Source organism: Algoriphagus faecimaris (assembly GCF_900101705.1).
Taxonomy (GTDB): Bacteria; Bacteroidota; Bacteroidia; order Cytophagales; family Cyclobacteriaceae; genus Algoriphagus; species Algoriphagus faecimaris.
The window spans coordinates 19,179-45,524 of the sequence record NZ_FNAC01000021.1 but is presented as its reverse complement, the minus strand read 5'-3'; the positions used below and the strand labels follow the sequence as shown (position 1 = coordinate 45,524).

The following is a 26,346-nucleotide window of genomic DNA, read 5'->3' as shown; positions in this document are numbered from 1 at the left end:
GAGATTTTAAAGATATACTGTCCAATGGTAATGAAAAAATCACAAGGGATAATTGTAAGATTCTGTAATTTAGGCAGGATGAAACAGGAGACAGTATTCCTATCGGATCAATTTTATTCCAAACAGGTCAGAGAATTGCATTTTCGGCATTTGCGCTTTGAAAATTCAAGCGCCTCTATCCGATCTTGCGCGGAGCGTATGGCTCGCGAGCAAGTCAGTTGTCTTTTCATAGGAGAGTCTTCCCAGCAAATCCAAGGATACATCACCGACATTACACTCCGAGACCGGGTGTTGGCAGGGGGAATTTCTCCCGAAACACCCGTATCTCAAATTATGGAATACAACATGGTGTCTATTCACCCTGACTCCAGCTTGGTGGAAGCATTGATGCTCATGTTTCGAACCAAATCCCGCTATCTTTTGGTCAGAGAAAATGAGCAGTTTATAGGTTGGATTAGCCGAACCAAAGTATTGACCGAGCAAAGCCAAGGACCTTTCATGTTTATCCAATCAGTCAAAGAAGCCCGTCAAATCCCCGAGCTGAAAGGAAAATGGGATCGTATGCCCGAAATCATCGACTTGCTACTCAGTAGAGGTATGAGGGCCGGTATCGTGAACCAGATAATTAGTACCGTTGCAGACACTATCACTCAGCGGGTAATCGAAAGAGTGATCAAGGAAATCGGCCCTGCTCCAGCGAAATTTGTCTTTTTTGTGCTCGGCAGTGAAGGAAGAGGAGAACTCACACTCAAGACTGATCAGGACAATGCCATCATCTATGAAGACAAGGCCAACGAGCAGCGGGAGATGGTTCGGGCCTATTTTTTGGATTTTGCCACTCGGGTATCCACCGCACTTGACCAAATCGGAATCGATTTTTGCGAGGGAGAATTGATGGCCATGAATCCCAAGTGGACCCATTCGCTTTCTCACTGGAAGCGGAACTATGAGCAGTGGATTTCAGATGCTTCACAAGAAACCGCTATGAACTACACGACTTTTTTTGATTGCAGGGCGATTTATGGAGAAGCGGATCTCCTCGAAGAACTCCAGATCCATATGGGCAAGCTATTGGAAAAGGCCTCGGAGCGCTTTTATATCAATCTAGGACATAATGCATTACAGTTTGAGCCTCCCCTCACCTTTTTTAGAAATATTAAAAGCGAAAAAATCGATGGTGAAAATCAAATTAACATCAAACAAATCATGAGGCCTATCGTGGATTTGGCTCGCGTCTATGCCTTGAAATATCAAATATTTGAAACGAATACAGTAAAAAGAATAGAACTGCTTCGTCAGCGAGGTGTATTTTCGGATTCGGAAAGTCAGGAGTTGATTCATGCCTTCAACTACCTGATGTCGCTTCGCTTAGAAAACCAATCCCAATTGATTTTGACAGAAAATAGTAAACCCAAAAACTACCTCAAACTCTCAAGTCTTACCAAAGTACAATCGGTCACACTTACTGAGATTTTTAAAGTTATCCGGGATTTCCAAGCTCGGATCAAGTTAACCTTTACCAGAAGTCTATAAATTTTAGAGATAGACGGTACTTTATTAAATTTTTTATAAAAGTTGTTTTTTATTACGTAAAGTTTTTTAATTTTGTTAGAACAAATAAATTGCAAAAAAGCAGGTTGTTTTCAATAGATAATTTTACAAATAGTCTTATTGTAAGTCAAATGTTAGATTTTAACCGATTGCTTGATTCTTTTTATTTGGTAAATGCTCAAAAAAATAGTAAATCTTACAAACCTTAAACTGTCGATCCAGTATGCTCAGTAAGTATCCGCTCTCGGAAGTAGAACATAATTTCCTTCAGGAATCTGGCGTTGAGAAAATCAGCACCAAGATTCCCTACCTTATGGTGGACAATTTTCCCAAGCTTGGACTCCTGACCGCCTGTCGGTTTCTAGAATGGGCTGCCGCCAATCCGGAGGGAGTAATCAGCTTACCTACTGGTAAGACTCCCGAGTTTTTCATCAAGTGGACGCAATACCTACTGGAAAACTGGGATAGCAAAAAAGGAAAAGATATCCGGGAGAAATACGGAATGGGGTCAATCAAAAAACCGGTACTCAAAGACTTGACTTTTGTACAGATTGATGAGTTTTATCCAATTTCTTCTCAGCAGCACAATAGTTTCTTCGACTACGTCAATAAGTTTTACATTCAGGGATTTGGCTTATCCAAGGAAAAAGCCATCCTGATCAATTCTGATGAAATTCCTTTGGCCGAAGGCAAGCATTACAGCGAGATTTTCCCTGACTTGAAGGTAGATTTATCCTTAAGATTCAGAGAGCCGCAAAATGAACTGGAGAAACTACAACAAGACTCCATTTACAAAATCGATCAATGGTGTGCCGATTACGAGAAAAAAATCCGTGATCTGGGCGGAATTGGTTTTTTCCTTGGCGGAATCGGACCTGATGGTCACATCGCTTTTAACACCCGAGGCTCACACATTTATTCTGTGACCCGCCTGACTGAGACAAATTTTGAAACTCAGGCAGTAGCTGCCGGTGATTTGGGTGGTATTGAAGTTTCAGCCAACCGACTCGTCATCACCATAGGACTTGACACTATCGTGTACAATCCCGATGCAGTAGCCATCATTATAGCTGCAGGAGAGGCCAAAGCAGGGATTGTCAAAGACTCCCTAGAGACTTCTCTAAACAATGTCTATCCTGCCACCGTCCTACAAAAACTGAAAAATGGTAGATTCTACCTAACTAAAGGCGCTGCGGTAAAATTGACCGATTCGATGGACTCTTACTATCAAAAGGGGGAGTGGTCCTTTGAAAAAACCGAGCGGGCGGTCATTGATCTTTGCAAGAAGCTCAACAAATATGGGCATCGACTGAAGCTAGAGGATTTAAAAAAAGATCGCTATTGTAAACTGATCCCCGATCTCTCCGAAGAGACGGTCAATCAAGTCATCCAAAGCGTAGACAGTAAACTCGCCAAAGGTTTGGAGCCCGAGCGAAATGAGGTTCTGCTCCATACAGGACCCCATCACGATGATATTTCATTGGGGATTTTACCCCATATCACCAATCAACTCAATGAGCCATCTAACGAAGCCCATTTTAGTGTCTTGACCTCTGGCTTTACCGCAGTCACCAATACCTTTGTGATTGATACCTTGCAGCACACCAAGAAGCTACTGGATGACAATAAAATCCAGATGGTCAATTACGAGGATTTCTTTAGCGTAGGCTATGGTCTTAAAACCGACAAAGACGTCTATCATTACCTGACAAATGTGGCCTCTGAAAATGCAGGTGCACGGAAGCGGGGACTCTGTCACCGGGTGGTACGGGCCTTGGTGATCATCTACGAAATCAAAAACAAAACCCAGCTTCGCGAGACGATCAACGATGTGATCAGTATCCTACGAAGAAGCTATGATGGTGAGAAAAACCCTGCCAAAATCCAGAAGCTCAAAGGTATGATCCGAGAGTTTGAGGAGGAGTTGGTTTGGGCGCACTTCGGAGTACAGGTCAAAAATGTGCACCACCTACGATTGGGCTTTTACACAGGAGATATTTTTACTGAGCAGCCTGACAAAAAAAGAGATGTGGAACCGATCGTGGAAATGTTTAGAAAAATTAAACCTACAAAGATTAGTTTAACGCTGGATCCAGAAGGTTCGGGACCCGATACCCATTACAAAGTATTGCAGGCGACGGCCGAAGCAGTCCGAAAGTGGAGTGAAGAACATGATACGAGCAAACTCCGAATCATAGGATATCGAAATGTGTGGTTTAAATTTGAACCCCATGAAGCCAATGTCATCGTCCCTGTTTCACTCGGAGACATGTCAGTGATGGAGGATTCCTTTGCCAACTGCTATCTCAGCCAGGTCAATGCTTCATTCCCAAGTTATTCGCACAATGGGAAGTTTAGCACAGTAGCCAAGAGAACTTGGGTCGGTCAATTAAATGATATTCAGCTTTTGCTAGGTAAAAACTACTTCTACCTTCATGAGCGCGCAAAAGTTCGCTCTAGTCATGGCTTGATTTTCTTCCGAGACATGAATGTAGATGAGTTTTTGGCCACAGCCCGTGAATTAGAAAAATCTATAGAAGGAATGCTCTAAGGCAAAAACAAGATTACAAAAGATCGGGAAACCTTTAATTGAGGTTTTTTGGTTTTGCTCTCAAACCTATTTAACAACAACCAACCTAACCGACGCGAATGGAAAAGGCCATTTTGGGAATTGACATCGGTGGTACCGGCATCAAAGGCGGAGTACTCATCAAAGGCCATTTGGAGGATATCCGGTCTATTCCTACCCCGGCCCATGAAGACAAGGAACATATTCTAGAAACGATAGCCATTTTTATCGAGTCTTACCTAGACTATGATCTTGCCGGCATTGGTGTGGGTATTCCTGGATTGGTCAATGTGGAAGAAGGCATCGTTTTAGGCCTTTCAAATATCCCTGCCTTCCAACATGTAGAGCTGGGAAAATTTCTTAAAGAGCGATTTGCGAAACCTGTATTTATCAACAATGACGCGAATTGCTTTGCACTTGGAGTTCATAAGTTTGGGGTAGGACGAAAATTCAAAAATCTCATCGGAATCACCTTAGGTACGGGGCTTGGCGGGGGAATAGTCATCAATGGACACCTCTATTCTGGGGTAAACTCAGCCGCTGGAGAATGGTGCAGTGTACCCTACTTAGGTCACAATTTTGAGCATTATTGCAGTGGTAAATTCTTCCTAAACTATTATCAAAGCAAACCTAAATCCCTAGCAAAAAAAGCCCTCGCAGGGGATGTCTATGCTCAAAAAGCTTTTGACGAATTTGGACATCACCTGGGAGAGCTCTTCAAGCATATTCTCTACACGATTGCGCCAGAGGCCATTATTCTAGGCGGATCGATCCGGAAGACCTTCCCACTATTTAAGGGAGCTCTTTATAAAAATCTTTCCACTTTTGGCTATCCAACCGTGTTGGAAAATTTTAAAATATTGATCTCAGAACTTGACGAAACGGCTATTCACGGTGCTGTAGCCCTTGTTGAAATCGAAGAAGAAACAGTTAATAGTTAAGAATAAAGTTGGTTTAGTAGATTCAAAAAGGCGATCCAAAATCTGGGTCGCTTTTTTAGTGCTCTTCTTGCATCTTTTCTAAAAAGCCCTTCTTCAACAGCATCTCGCGATCAAAAAGTAAAGGATAATTTGTCCTTCCCCTAACAGGCCAATTATTCAACCAAGTGCTACCATCATGCAAACCCCAAAAAGTGACCCTGCTGATTTTGTCCGAATGCTTTTTGAATAGCTTAAATAGGGAGGCGTATCGGCTGACTAATTGGTCCTCTATCTCTGCAGGTAAGGCATCCACATAGGAGTTCCACCCAGGAGAATCCGCATAGGAAATTTCCAAATCCGCCCCCTCAAAATCACTAGGTCGCGGCAACACATCCACATCGAGCTCCGTAATCATGACCTGAAATCCCGCCTGATGGATTTCCTCGATGGCTGCTTCGATCTGATCAAGGCTTGGAAAGTCCAATCGATAATGTCCCTGCATCCCGATCCCGTCAATCCGGATCCCCTGACTTCTGAGCATTTGAGCCATATTGAGTATGGCTTTTCGTTTTTCTGGTTTCCATACATTGTAGTCATTATAATATAATTCAGCTTGTGGATCCACAGCATAAGCTTTTTTAAAAGCATGAGAGATATATTCTTCCCCCATGAGTAAGTACCAATGCGTTTTGCGCCAGCTCCCGTCATCTTCAAAGGCCTCATTGACCACATCCCAACCGTCGATTTGGCCTTTGTATCTACCGACCACCTCTTGGATATGACTTTCCATTCGTGCTTTTAGTGCCTCCTTGGAAAGGAAAGTTCCTTCCTGATTCCTAAACACCCAATCCGGTACCTGCTGATGCCAGACCAAGGTATGCCCGACAATAAACGCTCCCATTTCCTCCCCTTTTTTCACATAATTATCCCCGAACTCAAAGGCAAATTCCTCCTCCTGAGGATGCACATTAATCCACTTGAGTCCATTTTCGGAAGTAAGGGAGTTAAAATGAAGACCTAGCAGAGAATCAGCTGAAGCCATACTCCCATCGACTTGCCGTGCATTGACTGCCGCTCCGATAAAAAAATCAGATTGAAATTCATCCTTTAGTCCCTGCTCCCTAGGAGCTTGGAAGGCAACTGCACCTAGGAATATAAAGGCGATTAAAAATCTAGAATGGTTCATTTTTAGGATTTTATAGGTTTGAATAAAGATAAAAAGACATGGCTTTATTCCCTATATTTTTTGATTAAAGGACCTTTACTTAATTTGAGCATCAATCCACCCTTGAAACCCAATTCTCTCATGAACCCAAACCAATTAACGGTAGCTCTTGCCCAAATCCCATCTGTATGGGCCAATAAGAAAGCCACTTTGCAACTGGCCAAAGAGCGTATCACTGAGGCGGCAGCAAAAGGGGCAGAATTGGTGATATTTGGGGAAGGCTTTGTTCCAGGTTATCCTTGGTGGCTTTCTATCACACATGCCAGCGCTTGGGACGAACCCATCCAAAAAGAGATTTTTGCCCACTATGCCAGTCAGGCCATACAGATCGAAAAAGGAGACCTGAAAGAAATCCAGCAGCTCGCCAAAGAAAAAAGTATCGCCATCTACCTCGGGATCATCGAGCGACCTACCGATCGTGGCGGACATAGTTTGTACTGCACCTTAGTTTATATCGATCCAAAAGGAGAGATTCAGTCGGTCCACCGCAAACTACAGCCTACTTACGACGAGCGATTAGTTTGGGCGCCAGGTGACGGTAATGGCCTACAAGTTCATCCACTCAAAGCCTTTATTCTAGGAGGTTTAAATTGCTGGGAAAACTGGATGCCACTTGCCCGCACGGCACTTTATGGCTTGGGTGAAAACCTCCACATCGCAGTTTGGCCCGGAGCAGTTAGAAATACCGAGCTGATCACCCGGATGATTGCTCAAGAGAGTCGGTCATTTGTGATTTCTGTTTCCAGCTTAATGCGAAAGTCTGATTTCCCAGCAGACACACCACATTTGGAGTATATTTTAAAGGAATCCCCAGAGCTATTGGGGAACGGAGGCAGCTGCATCGCGGGTCCGGATGGCAAGTGGATTTTGGAGCCAGTTGCTGAGCAAGAAGGACTCTTGATAGAAACCCTAGATTTCAACCGAGTCCTGGAAGAGCGTCAGAACTTTGATCCTGTGGGACATTATTCCCGGCCAGATGTATTGCAGCTTCGGGTTAATAGGGAAAGGCAGGGAAGTGTCCAGTTTGAACTGTAATAAATGCTTGATTAATTTACGTAGCTATCAACTTTCTCCTTTACACCTTTCTGAAGCAATTATATTTAAACGGCCTTTCCTCTTCCCCTATCCTTCAATTCGATATCTGTCAAATCAGCTATTTTAATCTTCTTTCCTTGCTCGATACTGTTGCGGGCTGCTATTCCAACCAAAATCGACATGGCGCCATCTCGACTTCCTGCAGATTGACGCCAGGGATCTGCCATCTCAGGGTCCTTAAAGAGCTTGTCCTTTAGCCGGGTATCTCCCCCACCATGTCCTCCTCCGCCATGCGGAATAACGATCTCCTCCCGTTTTCCAAAATTCTTAGTCAGGTGAATTACATCTTCCCTAGCTTCCTCCCAGGGTTGGCGCTCCTTGATCCAGGCTTCTAGTCGGCCCTTGGTTCCATTGAAAGCTATCCTATATCCTTCATAAGGCGAATAAGTAGTCAAAGAATAACTCACCTGTACATCATTTTTATACTTTATTTGCACGGCCATTTTATCGTAGATATCCACATCCTCACGAAAAACACAGCCATCTCGATCGTAGCCATCGTATTCCCGATTGTCTACATAGAGTTTTCTCAAGTGCTCGTTTTTGGTAATATCCCAGAAGAAATCACAAGAAGAGGTATGAGAACATTCCCTGCAATTAGTGGCTCGAAAAGGTCCATTTTTCCCATAAAACTCAAGTTTACCATGCGCAAAAACCTCCTCTGGATCGGAATCAATCCACCAATTGAGCAAGTCAAAATGATGCGTGGATTTATGGACTAAAAGCGTACCTCCATACTCTTTTTTGCGATGCCAGCGACGAAAATAATCCGCTCCATGATAGACATCGAGATACCAGTGAAAATCCACTGAGGTCAATTCCCCGATTTCTCCCGCTCTCAAAAGTTCATACAATCGCTGCCGATGAGGAGAGTAACGATAGTTAAAAGTCACAATGAGCTTTTTTTCACTTTCCCGCTCTGCATCCAAAATGGCTTGACACTTGACTTCGTCTGTGGTCATAGGCTTTTCTGAAATTACGTTCATTCCAGCCTTTAATCCTGCTATAATATACTCATGATGCGTACTGTCCATCGTCGTCACGATCAGCACATCTGCGCCAGATTCCTGAATCATTTGCTGCCCATCAACATATAGTGGACAGTCTACTCCGATAAATTCTTTAGCATAATTCAACCTACCCGCATTGGTATCCGCTAATCCCACAAACTCCACTTGCTCGGAATACTCCCGCACTACATCCCTTCCAAACATGGTCGTCCCACGAATTCCCGTTCCGATCAAGGCAACTTTCATTTTTTCTCCAGGTTTATTAAAAATAGAAAGTGCTTCAGCCACAGGGTGGATAAAAAAACTACCTGCCAAAAGGCTTCCAGAAAGTGCTATAAAATCTCTTCGTGATTGCGCTTCTTTTGAATTCATTGTTTTTTGGGTTTGAAAGGTTTGATTATCAAGATAATGAATTCATCCAAAAATCAGGACAGAAATTACGGAATCGATTTTTGAGAGTATTTCAAAGAAATCAATATTATACCCGCATTTGGCGTATTTTTGATCCATGAGTCAACCAAATCAAGCGCGAACCATATCCCTGAGTGGATTATTCCGGATTAGCCGTCCGGTTAATTTACTTTTAGTGGCGTTTACGCAACTGATGACTGCTTTCTTTTTGATCGAAACCAGTCGGGGAGGAGTCCCCGTACTTGAAGATTTTCGACTTTATTTATTGGTGCTTTCCACCGTCATGATCACAGCCGCCGGCTATATGATCAACGACTATTACGATGTCAAAATTGACTATGTCAACCGTCCCGAAGAGGTCATCATCGGAAAAGGAATCAAGCGTAGAGTGGTGATTTTTCTTCATACAATCCTCAATTTCTCGGCGATCGGACTAGGCTATTTAGTTGCTCCTAGAATCGCTATGGTCAATTTCTTTGCCGCATTTTTGCTTTGGCTCTACAGCAATCGCCTCAAAAGGGAGCCCTTTATCGGGAATCTCAGCGTAGCCTTTTTGACGGGATTATCTGTCTACCTAGTCGCTATGTATTATCAAAAAAATGAGCTTTTGGTGATTACTTATGCCATTTTCGCCTTTTTCCTCAACCTCATCCGCGAAATCATCAAAGACATCGAAGACCGGGACGGAGATCGTAAACACGGCTGCAGAACCCTACCCATTGTCATCGGATTTCGTAAAACCAAGCAAGTCGTATTTGTGGTTGCGATCTGTTTTGTTTCAGCTATTTTAATTATCACTTTCGAAATCAATAAACCGGAGCTCTTCTACTATTTTGGTGGTTTAGGCTTGTTTTTCCTGTGGTTTATGAGAAAAGTCTATGTTGCCGACCGCAAATCTCATTTCAGTCAACTCAGTACTTTTGCTAAGCTTTTGATGTTAGTGGGTACGCTCAGCATGGGATTTCTGTAAATCAATAAAAAACCAAAGAAACAGGCTGTTTTTTAGAAATACGATTCCATTATTCTACTTTTGTTAGAATAATTTGAAAATTTATGCTTCCTAGCAAAACAATCGTTATCAAAATCGGATCTAATGTCCTAACCCAATCCGACGGACTCCCTGACATCAACCGAATGGAGCACCTTGTCGATCAGGTGATGCGATTGAAAAAAGCTGGAAAAAAGGTTGTCCTCGTCAGTTCAGGGGCTGTAGCCTTTGGACGCCAAAAAGCAATACTGCCCGAAAAACTGAATCCTGTTTTCAAAAAACAGATTTGGGCCTCCACGGGACAGATTCACTTGATCAACCAATACCAACATCTTTTTGAAAAGTCCAGGCAAACCATCGCGCAGATTCTCGTGACTAAGGAGGATTTCAGAGATCGAAAGCATTTTCTCAATATGAAAAACTGCATTGAAGCCTTGCTACAGCAGGATATCCTCCCCATTGTCAATGAAAATGACACCGTCACCATCACCGAGCTGATGTTTACCGACAATGACGAACTTGCCGGTCTGACCGCTGCGATGATCAATGCAGACACCTTGATAATTTTAAGTAACGTGGACGGGATCTTTACTGGAAATCCAGAAAACTCCGCCTCCCAACTCATCGAAAAAATACAGGCAAATATGCCCGAGATCAACCAATACATTGCTGCCAGCAAGTCCTCCTTTGGCAGGGGAGGCATGCTGACCAAATATGCTATGGCAAAGAAGTCCGCTGATTTGGGGATTCAGGTGCTAATCGCCAATGGAAAAAGGGATGGAGTACTCGACGCCTTTCTGGATAAGAGTTTGCGCTGCACTTGGTTTGAGCCCAAAAAACAGAAACAAGCGCCCAAGAAATGGTTGGCCCATGGGAGTCACTATTACAAGGGAGAAGTTTTTATCAATTCAGGAGCAAAAGAGTCGCTCACCTCTACGGTAATCCGAAGTCTTCTCCCTATTGGGATTTTTCGAATCGAAGGCGAGTTTTCCAAAGGAGACATTCTACTGATTCGCGATGAAAAGGGCGAAAAAATCGGACTTGGCAGGGCTGAATATTCTTCTAAATCTGCCTTGGAAAAAATCGGAGAGCGCCAGCAAAAAGCCCTCATTCACTACAATTACCTTTACCTATTCGATCATGAATAACTATAGTCAACTCTTTAAGCGGACCAAGGAAGCTGCCCGGAAACTCATTCGAGTCAGCGAAGATCAGATTGGGGAGGTATTGGCTCGTTTGGCGGAACTACTGGAGGAAAAAACCTGGTACTTGCTTGAGGAAAATCAAAAAGACCTGGATCGCATGGATGTAGATAATCCCATGTATGATCGCTTGGCTTTGACGGAGCAGCGCATCCGAGGTATCGCTGATGAGATTCGTGCTGTAGGACAACTTCCTAATCCTTTGGGAATTCGTCTCGAAGAAAAAGTCCTTTCCAATGGGCTCTATCTCGAGAAAATCACCGTGCCGCTAGGTGTCTTGGGAGTCATTTATGAGGCCCGGCCCAATGTCACACTCGATGTCTTTTCATTGGCACTAAAATCAGGCAATGGACTGATTCTAAAGGGAGGTTCGGACGCTGAGTTTTCTAACAGAGCCATCATTCAGCTCATTCATCAGGTCTTGAGGGAGTTTGAATTTCCAGAACAGGCTTTCCTTCTGCTTCCTCCGGATCGGGAGGCTACCAAAGCCCTTTTGGAGGCAGTAGATGTTGTAGATGTCATCATTCCTAGAGGATCTCAGGGGTTGATTGATTTTGTACGGCAAAATGCCAAAGTTCCTGTCATCGAAACCGGGGCTGGGATCGTACATACTTATGTCGACGAGTCCGCGGATTTAGAAAAAGCCCAAGCCATCCTCCTCAATGCCAAAACCCGCCGGCCTAGTGTTTGTAATTCCTTGGATTGCCTGATTATTCATTCAGCTCATTTGCCGAATTTGGAGCAACTCATTTCGCCCTTACTTGAGGCAGGAGTTGAAATTTTTGCAGACTCAGTAGCTTTCGAGGTATTGAAATCCCACCCAGAAATCTCCCTAGCTACTGCAGATCACTTTGGGACTGAATTTCTAAGCCTTAGGCTTTCCATCAAAACCGTAAAAATTCTGGAGGAAGCATTGGATCATATTTCCCGCTATTCATCCAAACATTCCGAAGCCGTCATAGCAGAAAATCAAGGCGTGATCGACCGATTCTTACTGGAAGTGGATGCTGCTGCAGTGTATGCAAATTCCTCTACTGCCTTTACCGATGGGGCACAGTTTGGACTCGGTGCTGAGATCGGAATCAGCACTCAGAAGCTCCATGCCCGTGGCCCGATGGGATTGCGAGAACTGTGCAGTTACAAATGGTTGATCCGAGGAAATGGACAAATCAGAGGCTGATTTGACCGCCATCAAAAAGAAAAACAAATCTTTTTATTAACATAAAAGAAAACATGAGCTTGCCTGATTTTTCTTATTTTCGCCAATTAAGAAACTGAAAATATCCCTTGAAACGACTCGCAATTCTAGCTTCCGGCAGCGGCTCCAATGCCGAAAAAATCATGGAATATTTCCGAAATTCTCCTAAGGGAAAAGTTGCTCTGATCGCTTCCAATAAATCGGATGCTTTCGTGCTTGAGCGAGCCAAAAAATTTAGCGTACCCACTTTTACTTTTACAAAAAAGGAAATGGAAGACGGAGACTTGCTCCGGAAGCTTCAGTCCGAAAAAATCGACTGGGTGATTCTCGCGGGTTTTTTATTAAAAATACCGGTAGCATTGATCCGAGCTTTTCCCGACAGAATGGTCAATATTCATCCTGCCCTTTTGCCGAATTATGGTGGCAAGGGAATGTATGGTATGAAAGTTCACGAGGCCGTAAAGGCCGCAGGAGATACCCAAACTGGGATTACAATTCATTTGGTGAATGAGAATTACGATGAGGGAAGAATAATTTTTCAGGCAGCTACACCAATTTTGCCGGAGGATAGTCCGGAGGATATTGCAAATAAAGTCCATGCACTGGAGCACAGGTATTTTCCAGAGGTGATCGAGAGTATGATTTAAAAATCTCATTCCCATTTCTAGGCAGTTACTTGTGTGGATAATTTGAGGCGCTTCGAGTCATTTTTCCTACCTTTGCACCTTCTTAGAACTTCACACCAATCCATTCCAATAATGGCTGTCAAAAAAATTCAATCTGCCCTAGTATCAGTCTTTTACAAAGACAATCTCGAACCTATCATCGCCTTGCTTAAAAAGCACGGGGTAAAAATTTATTCCACCGGAGGCACCCAAAAATTCATCGAAGAACAAGGTGCTGAAGTCATCCCAGTAGAAGAATTGACTTCTTATCCTTCCATTTTTGGAGGAAGAGTCAAAACCCTTCATCCCAAAGTTTTTGGAGGAATTCTTTACCGAAGAGAAAATGAAGGAGATGTATCTCAGGCAGCTGAATTTGATATTCCGGCCATTGACTTGGTGATTGTGGATTTATATCCTTTTGAGGAAACAGTTGCCTCTGGGGCTTCAGAGGCTGAGATCATTGAGAAAATTGATATCGGAGGGATTTCTTTGATCCGTGCCGCTGCCAAAAACTTCAAAGATGTCACCATCATCGCTTCCAAAAATCAGTATGCGGAATTAGAGGCTAAATTGGAAGCACAGGATGGCGGTACTACTTTGGAAGATAGAAGATACTTCGCCGCACAGGCTTTCCAAGTTTCTTCCAATTACGATACCCATATTTTCAACTACTTCAATCAGGCAGAAAGTATCCCTGCACTGAAAGTTTCGGAAAGCAGAGCCAAAGCGCTTCGCTATGGAGAAAACCCCCATCAGTCTGCACATTTCTACGGGGACTTGCAAGGGCTTTTTGACCAATTGAATGGCAAGGAACTTTCCTATAATAATCTGGTGGATGTGGATGCGGCTGTTAATCTTATTGCCGAGTTTCCAGATCAGACCGCTTTTGCGATTCTGAAGCATACTAATGCTTGTGGCTGTGCTACAGCTGATTCGGTAAAAGAAGCCTATCAAAAAGCATTTGCCGCAGATACGCTTTCTGCATTTGGGGGAGTTTTGGTAACCAATCAAACAGTAGACAAAGCTGCTGCCGAAGAGATGCATTCTTTGTTTTTCGAAGTGTTGATTGCACCGGATTTTACCGAAGAAGCTTTGGAGGTTTTGAAAGGTAAAAAGAACAGAATCCTGCTTCGCCAGAAAATGGCCTTGCCAGGTACTAAAATGATCAAAACCCTATTAAACGGAGTGATCGAGCAGGATAAAGATTTGGCTACCGAAACCAAAGAAGATTTCAAAGTAGCCACCAAAAAAGCTCCAAGCGAAAAAGAAATGGATGCTTTGGTCTTCGCTGCCAAAGTCTGTAAGCATACCAAGTCCAACACAATCGTATTAAGCAACGACAACCAATTGTTTGCCTCCGGCGTAGGACAGACTTCCCGAGTGGATGCCTTGAAGCAGGCGATTATCAAGGCCAAGGAATTTGGCTTTGACTTGAAAGGTGCCGTCATGGCATCCGATGCATTCTTCCCCTTTCCTGACTGTGTAGAAATTGCTGATCAAGAAGGAATCACCTCGGTCGTTCAGCCGGGTGGGTCGATCAAAGATCAGGACAGTATTGACTATTGCGATGCCCATGGCATGAGCATGGTCATGACGGGTGTGAGACACTTTAAGCACTGATTGACTGACCTTTGAGGTTTCAATAACCTCGAAGGTTTTATCTCATAATTTCAAAAACCTCCGGTTCCATTGGGATCGGAGGTTTTTTTTTGGAAAAACTGGATAAATCGGGACTGTAAAATCATCCTTCTATACTTTTTTAACAGAGTGATCGTTTTTGATCTGATTTCATTATTTTTATTCACTGCCTTGTCTTTCAGGAAATCAAATGAAAACACAACAACTTTACCTTCTCTTTTTACTAGTGCTTTGTTCTTGCTCTATCACCGGAGAAGAGGAACCAGAAGAATTCGTAGAAATCCTTCCCGAAATCTCTGTTTCCCAACTTCAGAAATTAGCGGTCAATTTTGATAGTAAGGCAACTCGCATTACCAAATATCAAGGAAGTAGCCTAATTTCCATTCATGACAAATATTACGATGCTTCCGGCAAGGACTTATTTGATATCTACCTAAATAACCCGTCTTCGGACACTTCTAGCCTTGTACTGTATACTTACGAGAATAATCGGCTGCTCAAAAAAGAGGTATTTCCATTTGACGGAGAAAAATATATTTTTGGAGATGTTTTTACCTTCCACTATGACTCCTCAGATAAATTAATCCAACAAAAGCGGGGTAACACAATTTATTTCAACTACGAGTACAACGAGCAAGATCAAATGGAAAAGATAATTTTCGGTCCGCAGATTTCTTTTCAGGAGGGATATCAATTCTTTTATGATGATCAAAACCGCATCCAGCGCCAAGTATGGATGGTTTTCACACAGCCAGAATCCCCTATTCGAGATTGGCACTATGTCTATGATGAGGCAGAAAAATTGATCTACAAATCAATTCCCACAGCCCCAGATGGTGAGTTGACCCCCATGTTTGAGTACAGCTATGATGCTCAGGGCAGGTTGATCAAGGAGCTGGAACGATATCCAGAATTTGGTTTTCAGGAACACTTTTCGACTATTTACCAATATCAAGAGTAAGGCCTTGGACTCTTAATTTTCTCTGAAATTACCCCACACAATTTGATCAAAATTGGCAGCATCCTCAGTTTCAAACTTCCATCTCCCCTATTTTCGTCCTATTTTGCGAATTCGTTGAAACCAGATTGTCCACAAATCGTATTTCGTCATTCGTAATTAGTACTTTTGAAGACTTATGAAGTCGCAAAACCTCAAACTTTACAATACCCTATCGCGGGAAAAGGAAGAATTTCAAGCCATCAACCCACCATTTGTCGGCATGTATGTCTGTGGGCCCACGGTCTATGGAGATGCTCATTTGGGGCACGGTCGACCGGCTGTCACCTTTGACACGGTCAATCGATACTTGACCCATCTTGGCTTCCGCGTCCGCTATGTCCGAAACATTACCGATGTGGGGCACCTTACTGGAGATGCTGATGAGGGCGAGGACAAAATCGCTAAAAAAGCCAAACTCGAGCAGCTCGAACCCATGGAAGTAGCCCAGCAATACACGGACACCTACCATCGAGATATGGCTCTACTCAATACTTGGAAACCCAGCATCGAGCCCCGCGCTACCGGCCATATTCCGGAGCAAATCGCATTAGTAGAAGCTATTCTAGCCGAAGGACTAGCCTATGAAGTAGATGGCTCGGTTTACTTTGATGTACTCAAGTACAACGAATCCTACAAATATGGAAAACTCTCCGGTAGGGTTCTCGAAGACCTAATGAGCGGCACCCGTGATCTTGACGGTCAGGGTGAAAAGCGAAATGCTGCTGACTTTGCCCTCTGGAAAAAGGCGGCTCCAGAACACTTGATGAAGTGGAATTCTCCTTGGGGGATGGGCTTTCCCGGCTGGCACCTTGAGTGTACAGCCATGAGCTCCAAGTATCTGGGCAATCAATTTGATATTCACGGAGGAGGTATGGATTTAATGTTTCCCCATCATGAATGTGAAATTGCCCAAGGGAATGCCTGCAATCATCAAGACCCCGCCAAATACTGGATGCACAATAACATGATCACCATCAATGGACAGAAGATGGGTAAATCATTGGGCAATTTCATTACGCTCCAAGAGCTATTCACCGGAAAGCATGATCTGTTGGAGCAGGCTTACAGCCCCATGACCATCCGTTATTTTATGCTGACAGCCCATTACCGATCCACTTTGGACTTTTCCAATGAAGCCTTGAAAGCCGCACAAAAAGGTTATAAGAAGATTATCAATGGACTTCGCATTGCAAAAGCTTTGGATTATCAAGAAGATCAATCGGTAGAACTGGATCAGACTCAAATTGAGCAAATCGAGTCTGGTATCAGCAATGCTTATCGAGCTATGGACGATGACTTCAATACCGCACAAGCAATCGGTCATTTGTTTAATCTCCTAAAAAAAATCAACTCTATTTTCACAGGTCAGCTTAAATCGGCGGCCTTGGGTCAAGATGTTTTTGGAAAGCTAAAGAATACTTACATCACCTTTGTGACCGATATTTTAGGATTGGTAGAGGAGAAAAACGATGTCCAAAATGAGATGCTCGATCTGATGCTAAAGCTCTATGCTGAAGCCAAAACTGCCAGAAATTATGTCAAAGTGGATGAAATCAGGGCTGGCTTGAAGGAGATGGGATTTGTAGTAAAGGACATGAAAGATAAAATAGACTGGGCTTATGAAGAATAGTGCTTTTGGCTTGCTGCTTTTGATTGTTCTTTTTTGGGCTTGCTCAGGAGAAAAAACCTCTGAATCTCCCGAAATAGAAATCAAACCTTTTCCTGAATTCAAGGCAGACTCAGCCTATGCCTTTGTCCAACAACAAGTAGCTTTCGGACCAAGAGTTCCGGGCACCCAAGGGCATCAGGATACGAAAGACTGGATTATTTCCCAGTTGGAAAAATGGAACTGGGAAGTTCAAACCCAAGACTTCCAAACCAAAACTTACGATGGTCTCAATTGGGACTTAAGTAATATTATAGCGAGCTATAATCCACAGGCAAGTAAAAGGATACTTTTGGCAGCCCACTGGGATACGAGAAGAATAGCCGACAAAGATACCGAGCGGATCGACGAACCCATCGATGGGGCCAATGATGGGGGATCCGGTGTAGGAGTAATGATGGAAATCGCACGTGTAATTGGTTCGCAAAATATCAAACCGGATGTAGGGATAGACATTATTCTTTTTGATGGCGAAGACGACGGAGAACCAGAAAATGCTCGAGTCAGAGATAACTCCCGAATTTGGTGGTGTCTTGGTTCTCAGCATTGGTCCAAAAACAAGCATATTCCGAATTATACGGCGTATTATGGGATTTTGGTGGATTTGGTGGGAGCTAAAGGCGCTCGATTCTACAGAGAGGGATATTCAAGAAATTTCGCTTCCGGGATTGTCAAAAAAGTATGGGACAATGCCAATCAACTCGGTCACTCCGATTATTTTATATATAAGGATTCTCCAGAAATCATCGATGACCATTTCTTTGTCAATCGGGATGCAGGTATTCCTATGATTGACATTATTGAGTTTTCACCTGACCTTGGATTTGGGCGATATCATCACACACATATGGATAATATGGAACTGATTGACCGCCGATCCTTGCAAGCTGTCGGAGAAACTGTTTTATTTACAGTATATCAGGAATAAAAATTTTCATATTTAATTGCATTTCAAACAAAAAGTGAGGCTTGCGATTATCAATTTGAAAATAAATCTTCACTGTAATTGAAAAAATCATGAAGAAAGGGCATCAGGTCACCATGAAGGAAATTGCTAAAAAACTGGGCGTATCAGTTTCCACGATTTCCCGTGCATTGAAAGATTCTCCAGAGCTCCACCCTGAGACGAAGCGTAAAATAGTAGAGATGGCCAAGGAGATGAATTATCAGCCCAATCTGCTGGCCCAAAGTCTCCGAATCAGTCGAACCAAAACCCTGGGTGTCATCGTTCCTGAAATCACCTCCCATTTCTTTGCTTCTTGCATCAGCGGCATTCAGGACCACGCCAACAAGCGCGGCTACAATGTTATGATTTGTCAATCTAATGAATCCATTGATCAGGAGATTGCCAATATTAAGACCTTGGTGGCATCTCAGGTAGATGCTTTACTCATTTCGCTAAGTCGAGAAACCAATCATTACGAGCATCTGTATGAATTGTACAGCAGGGAAATCCCTTTTGTGCTTTTTGACCGAGTACATGAGGAGATCCCCGTTTCCAAAGTAACCTTTAATGATGCCGGGGGAGCGTATCAGGTTACCCATCATCTTTTGGAAATGGGCTGTAGAAATATTGTCTACGTTTCAGGTCCTGAGGATCTTTATATTTCTAAAAAACGAAAAGAAGGTTATCTCAAAGCTTTGGATGAATATGGCATAAAAGAGAACCCCGAATTGATCAAAATATCAGATTTGACAGAGGAAGGAAATATTAGAGTCGCACAGGAAATTCTCATGATGGAGCCTAAACCTGACGGAGTTTTTTGTATGATCGACCCCGTAGCAGTCGATGTACTGACATACTGGAAATCAAAAGGGGTAAAAGTCCCTGAAGAATTTGCCCTAGCTGGATTTACCAACAACCCCACCTCAGCGGTCGTAGAGCCTCCACTGACGACTGTATCTCAACCTGGATATGAAATGGGAAAACTTGCAGTAAGCCATCTTCTCGATCAGCTCGACGGACTTGCTTCTGATGACCCGATTTCCATTGTCCTCGACACCACTTTGGTCCCTAGAAAATCATCACAAAAAACCATCTAAACTTGAAAACAAAGCTATTCGAGCTTTTTCTAAAGACTTTTGAAAGTGCCCCTATCATTGCTTTTGCACCCGGAAGAATCAATTTGATCGGAGAGCACACCGACTATCAAGAGGGATTTGTATTTCCGGCTGCTGTTCAGTTTGGAATTTGGGTCGGGATTCAAAAAAACAATCTCCCCTTTTCTCGATTGTATTCTTTGGATTTCGATGAGGAGTTCACCTTTGACTGGAAAAGCTTTTCTCCCAAAAAAGGGCATTGGAGCACCTATGTCATGGGTTTTTTAGCTCAACTGAAGCAGGCAGGTTATCCTTTCGAGGGATTTGATATGATGATTGGTGGAGATATTCCCGTCGGTGCGGGACTTTCATCCTCTGCGGCCTTATCGGTATCTATAGGAACAGCTCTTTCGGAGCTTTTTGATTTGAATTTGAGTCCCCTCTCCATTTCTAAGTACGCCCAAAATTCAGAACATCAATACGCCGGAGTCAATTGCGGCATCATGGACCCCTATGCTTCAGCCTTTGGAAAAATAAACCAAGCCCTTCTCTTGGACTGCCGAAGCAATCAACATCAGGAAATCCCTGTGGATCTTGGTGAATACTCCTTACTCTTGGTTAATTCTAATGTTAAGCATTCCCTTGCGGATTCGGCTTACAATCATAGGAGAGCTGCCTGTGAGGAAAGTGTTGAGATTTTAAAAGAGTCCTTTCCGGGTATTCAGTCACTACGGGATTTAAAAAATTTGGACTTGGAGAAAGTAGAGGAATTGCTCACAAGCTCCCTTTTCCCTAAAGCCAAGCATATCATCACTGAATGCGAACGTGTTCACACTGCCGCTCATGCGCTGGAATCCGGAAATTTAATTGAGTTTGGAAAGCTCCTGAATGCATCCCATCAGAGTCTTAGCGAGGAGTATGAAGTCAGCTGTGCTGAGTTGGATTTTTTAGCCGAAAAAGCCCAAATCTTCCCCGGAGTTTTAGGCTCCCGAATGATGGGTGGGGGATTTGGAGGCTGTACCATTAATTTGATAAAAACTACTGTCATCTCCGATTTCGAAGAAAAAATCAAAACCTCCTATTGTGATCAATTTGGAATGGAGCCAACCCTCATCCAGGTTTCTATCAGCGAGGGAGCGAAAATAGTTACTTAAAAAGTACTGCTTTAAAAAAAGAAAAGTCCAACCCTGACGCCTAATTCAGAGTTGGACTTTTTTTTTAAAAAAAAGGTTTAGTCTTTCTTAAATCTTGCTACCCTCTCGTCTGCAATCTTCCCTGACCAATTCATTCCAAAGGCAAAATCATAGGCATTTCCCGCTTCATCTATATGAACTTCCATGTCATGCGGCATATCTTCCAGCTGGGTTTCTACCGTAGCCATAGAAGCAGGTAACTGAATCGGCAACAAAGCAGAGGGCTCGTATTTTCCTGTCAAAAGCTCAAAAATCACCTGATCTTGTACTCCAAAATGGAAGAAGATACCATCCACTTCTGACTCAAATTCACTCATCACCATCGGGTTTGCGGCCGTTATCACCACGATAACGGGTTTACCATCCAGCTGAGCTTTGGTATCTAATATCGACTTTAAATCCTGAGCATTTGCCGTTTCGACTGTCTTTCCTCGATAGCTTCTATTGGTGATAGTTGGATCCACGACAGGATCGCCTGCCGCCAAGCTTTTCTCCCTTGCGAGTTCAGCAGTGTAAGGTTCATATTGAAGCGAAATTGGCACATACCCATTTCCTCCATTTGCTCTATCTTCCGGGGCGTAGCCAGTTCCTGACTCAGGGCTACTCGCAAAAACAATGGCTAAGTCAGCCTCCTGGGGAGTATCCACCAATTCTACGTAGTTAGAAGCTATACTAAGGTTGACCGGATCTACCCACTTTGCCTCACTTTTCACTCCCCACCAATTGGTGGTAGAGGGAATGTATTTCTTGGGAATGAAAACTTTTTTCTTCTCTTGAAGAGGGAGTACTTTACTTTCATTTTTTAACAAAACCACCGATTTGATCTGCGCCTCAAAACCTTCTTTCATCAGATCGGGATTCCCTACAAATTCCTGACTAATCTGTGCATCCAAATAGGGGTTTTCAAAAAGTCCCGCATTGAAGATGTTTCGAAGTAGGCGAACGGCTGATTGCTCGATATGAGCTCTAGCAGCCTCTTTCCCCATTTCTTTTTCCATCATTTCGAAAGCTTCCAAAACAGGAATTTTATCATTATTCCCTCCAAACTGATCTACTCCTGCCATCAGGGATTGATAGTGACGCTCTACAATGGTTTTTGCCTCTAGCCCCCATGGTTTGCCTGCAAAAACCTCCACGCTCGGTCCTTCATTACCTGTCACGCCCCAGTCGGTGCATACCACTCCATCATAGCCATAGGTAGTTCGCAGTAAGTCAGTGATTAGGTACTTGGAGTATCCATTGGCAACAGAGTCTTGTCCTACCGATATGGTATAATATGGCATCACCGCCGCAGCAGTTTTGGTAGGGCCTTCCAGTTTGAAAGCACCTTCGGTAAAGGGAACAAGGTGCTCCTCAAAATTATCCCCAGGATAAACCGCAAACTTTCCATAGGCAAAATGCCCATCGCGGCCACCTTCTTCAGGCCCACCACTAGGCCAGTGCTTTACCATGGCATTGACACTGTGAAATCCCCATCCATTGGCGATCTCTGAATCTCCCTTGGAAGTCTGAAAACCATCTACATACGCTCTTGCAAGAGCTGCCGAAAGCTGGGAATCCTCTCCAAAGGTACCTTTAATGCGGTTCCAGCGAGGCTCAGTCCCCAAGTCAATCTGAGGAGAAAGTGCTGTAGAAATCCCCAATGCTCGGTACTCCATAGAAGCTACTGCTCCAAAGCGCTCCACCAAAACTGGGTCAAAAGTTGCCGCTAATCCAAGCGACTCCGGCCACATGGAAATCTGTCCTCCAGCACCCGCATTATATTCTGTACTGGCAACAGGCCCATGCCGGGGATCAGAACTATTATTGGCAGGAATACCCAGCCCAAGACCTTCGACAAAGGCCTGAACACGGTTATTCCACTCAGCAGCTACTTGCGGACTCTCCACCCGAGTGAGTAATACATGGCGTAAATTATCTTCTTCAAGAAATTTCTTTTGCTGATCGGAAATACTCGATGAGGGCATCCCACTTTCGCTTAGGGGTTTCCCTCCGTAGGTACCCGCTCCAAAACCTACCGGATTGGCAGGGATCGATTGATGAGAACTATACAGCATCAAACCGGCGATTTGCTCTTTGGTCATTTGAGAGGCCAAGTTTCTAGCTCTATCTTCAGTAGAAACTCTCCAGTCTTCATAAATATCCAGCTGACTATTTTGATTCAAGTCTTTAAAGAAAAGTCCCTGATCCTCGATGAGCTGTAAGCCTGATTTGGGAGAGTAACCTAAGGTGGCTCCCGCTGACTGAGTTAAAATTATTGTCCCGTCATTAAGCACTGTTTCATCAAGTTGATTTTGGGTGCAGCTCAGCATTAAAATCAACAAAAACAGGACGTTGGTATAGGTAAGAAATGCTTTCATAATCGGATAAAATGATAGGTGTCCAAATGTTCTCTTCACAATATTGAACAATTATTGTTTCATTTTGAAAAAATAGAGCGCTTTATCATTAAAAATTACCGAATTTCAGTTACTTAGCGCTGCAATTTTAATAAATGACTAATTTGTCAAAAAATTACCATAGTATGAATTTCTTCAAAAACCTAAAAAACCTATCCTTCCTGCTGATCATCACAATGGTCTTTGGGGTTTTGGTTTCTTCTTGCTCAAACAAGCGAGAAGGTGATCCAAAAGTCCTCGTTTTCCATAAGACAGCAGGATTCTATCATGAATCCATTCCACAAGGAATCGCAGCTATCGAAAAGCTCGGTGCCGAAAATGGATTCGAAGTTGATGCCACTGACGAAGCGTCTGATATCAACGAAGAAAATCTTGAAAAATACGCTGCAGTCATCTGGCTAAGCACCACAGGCGATGTATTGGATCAGTTTCAGGAAGCTGATTTTGAGCGATACATTCAGTCTGGTGGTGGCTTTGTAGGAGTGCACGCAGCGGCAGATACTGAATACGAATGGGGCTGGTACAATAAGCTAGTTGGTGGATACTTCTCTGATCATCCCGGTATCAATGATCCTCATCCAAACGTACAGCCTGGAGTCATTACCAAAACAGGTGAAAGCCATCCATCTGTAGACTTTTTACCTGAATCTTGGGAACGCACGGATGAGTGGTATTCCTACAAAGAGGTAAATCCAGATACCAAAAAACTACTTATGCTAGATGAATCTTCCTATCAGGGAGGTTTGGACATGGGCGAGCACCCCATAGCATGGTATCATGATTATGATGGAGGTCGAGCTTTTTATACAGGAGGCGGGCATACTAATGAATCTTACCAAGAGGAAAATTTCCTGAAACACCTACTTGCAGGTATTCAATACGCAATCGGTGGAAATGAAAAACTTGACTACGCCGCTGCCAAGTCCAAGCGAGTGCCTGAGGAGAATCGTTTTTCTAAAACTATGCTTTCTGTCGGAGAATTTACCGAGCCCACCGAATTAACGGTTTTGCCAAATTTGGACATCTTGGTTTCACAACGTCGAGGTGAGATTTTGTTCTGGAATGAAAAAGAGCAAAGTCTCAAGGAAGTAGCTAAACTCGATGTGTACTGGCAAAGTGGCGTGCAGGGAGTCAATGCAGAAGAAGGCTTGATGGGTATCCAAAAAGATCCGAATTATGCAAAAAATAACTTTGTCTTTGTTTACTATTCACCTACGGGAGATGAAGAAATCAATAGACTTTCACGCTTTGTGTTCAAAGATGGTGTTTGGGATATGGATTCAGAAACCATCATCATGGACATTCCTTCAGATAGATACATTTGCTGTCATACGGGAGGCTCCATTGCCTTTGACAAAGACGGCAACCTCTACCTTTCTCTCGGAGACAACTCCACACCATTCAATCAAAATGAGTCCCGATATACATTAAATGGATATGCGCCATTGGATCCACGGGACGGAAGAAAGCAATGGGATGCACGAAGAAGCTCCGGTAACTCCAATGATCTTCGTGGGAAAATCCTGAGAATCAAAGTAGCTGATGACGGTAGCTACACTATTCCTGAAGGAAACCTCTATGCAGAAGGTACAGAAGGCACTAAACCTGAAATCTATGTACAAGGAAACCGAAACCCTTATAGGATATCTGTAGATCAAAAAAATGGTTTCCTTTACTGGGGTGAAGTAGGCCCGGATGCCAGAGCCGATTCTATGGATTTCAAAGGACCAAAGGGATACGATGAAGTCAATCAGGCAAGAAAAGCCGGAAACTTTGGCTGGCCTTATTTTGTGGGTGATAATTATGCCTATAGAGAATTTAACTATGAGGAGGGAGAGACCGGTCAGGCATTTGATCCTGCCAAGCCGATCAACAATTCACCGCATAATACAGGTTTGAAAGAATTACCAGCAGCACAACCTGCTTTCATCTACTACCCTTATGATAATTCTCCGGAATTTCCTCAAGTAGGCACAGGCGGAAGAAATGCTATGGCAGGTCCTGTATACTATTCCGACTTGTACCCAAGCGATACTAGATTCCCAGACTATTTCGATGGTAAGCTGTTCATTTACGATTGGGTACGAGGATGGATCAAAGTGGTCACTATGGAAGAAAATGGTGACTTCTCCAAGATGGAACCATTCATGCCAAGCACCAAATTCAACGCGCTAATCGATATGGAAATGGGGCCTGACGGAAAAATGTACATTCTCGAATACGGGAATGGATGGTTTAGCAAAAACGCAGATTCAGGACTTTCTAGAATTGACTTTATTGCCGGCAATCGTCCACCAGCTATCACTGCTATTTCTGCAGACAAATCCTCAGGCAGTCTTCCCTTGACCGTTACCTTTACTGCTGAGGCATCGGATCCAGAAAATGACCCTATTTCATACACATGGGATCTTGGAAACGGGAAAACAGAAACTACCACTGAACCTCAGGTTACGGCGACCTTTGATCAGATTGGAGAGTTTGAGGTACAAGTAAGTGCTGCAGACCCAGCTGGATTAAGTAGTGTAGGTCCAAAAACATCGGTTTATGCTGGAAACGTAGCACCTGATGTAAGCATTGCTGTAATCGGAAATCAGTCCTTCTATTTCCCTGGAAAAAATGTTTCGTACGAAGTGAAAGTCACAGATCAAGATCACCCTGAAATAGATCCTGCTAACCTTTATGTTGCGGCGGATTATATCGAAGGACTGGATCAAGCGGAAGCTGATATGGGACACAAAGTTATGAGTGAGGCGATGACTGGAAAAGCATTGGTTCAATCCTTGACTTGTAAAACTTGTCACAAAGAAGATGAGGCTTCCATAGGTCCTGCTTACACGGCTGTAGCTGAAAAATACCGTACAAGACAAATCAATTACCTCAAAGAAAAAATCAAAAATGGAGGTGGAGGCGTCTGGGGTGAAACCGTAATGCCAGCAAATCCTGACTTGAAAGAGTCCGATCTCAATGCCTTGGTTGCTTATATTTTCTCATTGAAAGGAGAACAAAAACCAAGTCTTCCTGCCAAAGGATCACTTAACCCTACAATGGGTAAAACTCCTTCTCCTACAGGTGCTTTGATCATCAATGCATCCTATACCGATCAAGGAGGAGATAATGTGAAGCCACTCGGCGGAGGCACCTCCTTAGTATTGATGCCAAATACCGTGGACCCAGGAATGGCGATAGAATTGGATGGTTATACAAGCATGTCCTTTGACGGTAGAAATCTTTTGATGGTTCCAAGTTCAAAATCATCTTTTGCACTTCCACAGGTAGATTTGACAGGAATAGGTTCAATTACCTTCACTGTTGCATCCCCTGAACCGATTGAGACTCCTGTTGACTTCGAGGTAAGAAGTGGAAGCATTGACGGGCCTATCGTAGCTCAAGGAACCTATACCCAAGGTCCAGCTGTAAAAGATCCAAATGTCCCAGTGATGTTTGCTCAAGCCACAATCCCTGTGACCACGGAGAGCACTAAGCAAAAGCTCTACGTAATCAGTGCCCCGCAGCAAGGGGAATTAGGAACCTTTATCATTGCAGGAATCACCTTCAATGCTAAATAAACTAGCTTAA

General features: G+C 43.5%; 18 protein-coding genes. 15 read left to right on the top strand and 3 right to left on the bottom strand.

Annotation, left to right across the window (positions count from 1 at the left end):
- Window positions 1-78 precede the first annotated feature (78 nt).
- From BLQ57_RS12065 to BLQ57_RS12055, 3 genes are all read left to right on the top strand, one after another.
- A complete protein-coding gene (locus tag BLQ57_RS12065; RefSeq protein WP_087939668.1) occupies window positions 79-1,533 on the top strand; it encodes a DUF294 nucleotidyltransferase-like domain-containing protein in 1,455 nt (484 codons plus the stop codon).
- Window positions 1,534-1,774: 241 nt separating this feature from the next.
- Entirely contained in the window at window positions 1,775-4,102 is a 2,328-nt protein-coding gene (locus BLQ57_RS12060) for a PIG-L family deacetylase (protein WP_087939669.1), read from the top strand.
- 98 nt (window positions 4,103-4,200) lie between these two features.
- Window positions 4,201-5,061, top strand: coding sequence for an ROK family protein (locus BLQ57_RS12055; protein ID WP_087939670.1), 861 nt, complete (start codon window positions 4,201-4,203; stop codon window positions 5,059-5,061).
- A 55-nt stretch (window positions 5,062-5,116) separates the two neighbouring features.
- Here BLQ57_RS12055 and BLQ57_RS12050 read toward each other — a convergent pair whose 3' ends face one another.
- On the bottom strand, window positions 5,117-6,226 hold the full coding sequence (locus tag BLQ57_RS12050) for an endo-1,4-beta-xylanase (RefSeq protein WP_087939671.1): 1,110 nt from the start codon (window positions 6,224-6,226) through the stop codon (window positions 5,117-5,119).
- 120 nt (window positions 6,227-6,346) lie between these two features.
- Between BLQ57_RS12050 and BLQ57_RS12045 the strand changes: the two genes are divergently transcribed.
- Entirely contained in the window at window positions 6,347-7,300 is a 954-nt protein-coding gene (locus BLQ57_RS12045; protein ID WP_087939704.1) for a carbon-nitrogen hydrolase family protein, read from the top strand.
- Window positions 7,301-7,365: 65 nt separating this feature from the next.
- Here the strand turns inward: BLQ57_RS12045 and BLQ57_RS12040 are convergent, their stop codons facing one another.
- Complete coding sequence (locus BLQ57_RS12040) at window positions 7,366-8,742, bottom strand: Gfo/Idh/MocA family protein (protein WP_087939672.1); 1,377 nt, start codon at window positions 8,740-8,742, stop codon at window positions 7,366-7,368.
- Between the two features lie 136 nt (window positions 8,743-8,878).
- Here BLQ57_RS12040 and BLQ57_RS12035 point away from each other — a divergent pair, with 136 nt between their 5' ends.
- From BLQ57_RS12035 to BLQ57_RS11990, 10 genes are all read left to right on the top strand, one after another.
- Window positions 8,879-9,751, top strand: coding sequence for a geranylgeranylglycerol-phosphate geranylgeranyltransferase (locus tag BLQ57_RS12035; protein WP_087939673.1), 873 nt, complete (start codon window positions 8,879-8,881; stop codon window positions 9,749-9,751).
- 83 nt (window positions 9,752-9,834) lie between these two features.
- Window positions 9,835-10,917, top strand: coding sequence for a glutamate 5-kinase (gene proB / locus BLQ57_RS12030; RefSeq protein ID WP_087939674.1), 1,083 nt, complete (start codon window positions 9,835-9,837; stop codon window positions 10,915-10,917).
- Window positions 10,910-12,151 carry a glutamate-5-semialdehyde dehydrogenase gene (locus BLQ57_RS12025; protein ID WP_087939675.1) on the top strand — a complete coding sequence of 414 codons (1,242 nt, stop codon included), beginning with the start codon at window positions 10,910-10,912 and terminating at the stop codon, window positions 12,149-12,151. Before proB ends, BLQ57_RS12025 begins: the two co-directional genes overlap by 8 nt.
- Before the next feature lie 107 nt (window positions 12,152-12,258).
- On the top strand, window positions 12,259-12,816 hold the full coding sequence (gene purN / locus BLQ57_RS12020; RefSeq protein ID WP_087939676.1) for a phosphoribosylglycinamide formyltransferase: 558 nt from the start codon (window positions 12,259-12,261) through the stop codon (window positions 12,814-12,816).
- Window positions 12,817-12,927: 111 nt separating this feature from the next.
- A complete protein-coding gene (purH, locus tag BLQ57_RS12015; RefSeq protein WP_087939677.1) occupies window positions 12,928-14,454 on the top strand; it encodes a bifunctional phosphoribosylaminoimidazolecarboxamide formyltransferase/IMP cyclohydrolase in 1,527 nt (508 codons plus the stop codon).
- A 208-nt stretch (window positions 14,455-14,662) separates the two neighbouring features.
- Window positions 14,663-15,433 carry a hypothetical protein gene (locus BLQ57_RS12010; RefSeq protein ID WP_087939678.1) on the top strand — a complete coding sequence of 257 codons (771 nt, stop codon included), beginning with the start codon at window positions 14,663-14,665 and terminating at the stop codon, window positions 15,431-15,433.
- Window positions 15,434-15,608: 175 nt separating this feature from the next.
- Window positions 15,609-17,102: a cysteine--tRNA ligase gene (gene cysS, locus BLQ57_RS12005; RefSeq protein ID WP_087939679.1), complete on the top strand. Its 1,494-nt coding sequence runs from the start codon at window positions 15,609-15,611 to the stop codon at window positions 17,100-17,102.
- The gene (locus BLQ57_RS12000; protein WP_087939680.1) at window positions 17,092-18,066 is read left to right on the top strand and encodes a M28 family peptidase; all 975 of its coding nucleotides are present in this window, start codon (window positions 17,092-17,094) and stop codon (window positions 18,064-18,066) included. The genes cysS and BLQ57_RS12000 overlap by 11 nt, the downstream gene beginning before the upstream one ends.
- A gap of 77 nt (window positions 18,067-18,143) precedes the next feature.
- Entirely contained in the window at window positions 18,144-19,181 is a 1,038-nt protein-coding gene (locus tag BLQ57_RS11995; protein ID WP_262481079.1) for a LacI family DNA-binding transcriptional regulator, read from the top strand.
- Between the two features lie 2 nt (window positions 19,182-19,183).
- The gene (locus BLQ57_RS11990; protein WP_087939682.1) at window positions 19,184-20,332 is read left to right on the top strand and encodes a galactokinase; all 1,149 of its coding nucleotides are present in this window, start codon (window positions 19,184-19,186) and stop codon (window positions 20,330-20,332) included.
- A gap of 77 nt (window positions 20,333-20,409) precedes the next feature.
- Here BLQ57_RS11990 and BLQ57_RS11985 read toward each other — a convergent pair whose 3' ends face one another.
- Window positions 20,410-22,731: a glycoside hydrolase family 3 protein gene (locus BLQ57_RS11985; RefSeq protein WP_205635625.1), complete on the bottom strand. Its 2,322-nt coding sequence runs from the start codon at window positions 22,729-22,731 to the stop codon at window positions 20,410-20,412.
- Between the two features lie 164 nt (window positions 22,732-22,895).
- Here BLQ57_RS11985 and BLQ57_RS11980 point away from each other — a divergent pair, with 164 nt between their 5' ends.
- Window positions 22,896-26,336: a ThuA domain-containing protein gene (locus BLQ57_RS11980; RefSeq protein WP_087939683.1), complete on the top strand. Its 3,441-nt coding sequence runs from the start codon at window positions 22,896-22,898 to the stop codon at window positions 26,334-26,336.
- Window positions 26,337-26,346: the final 10 nt, after the last annotated feature.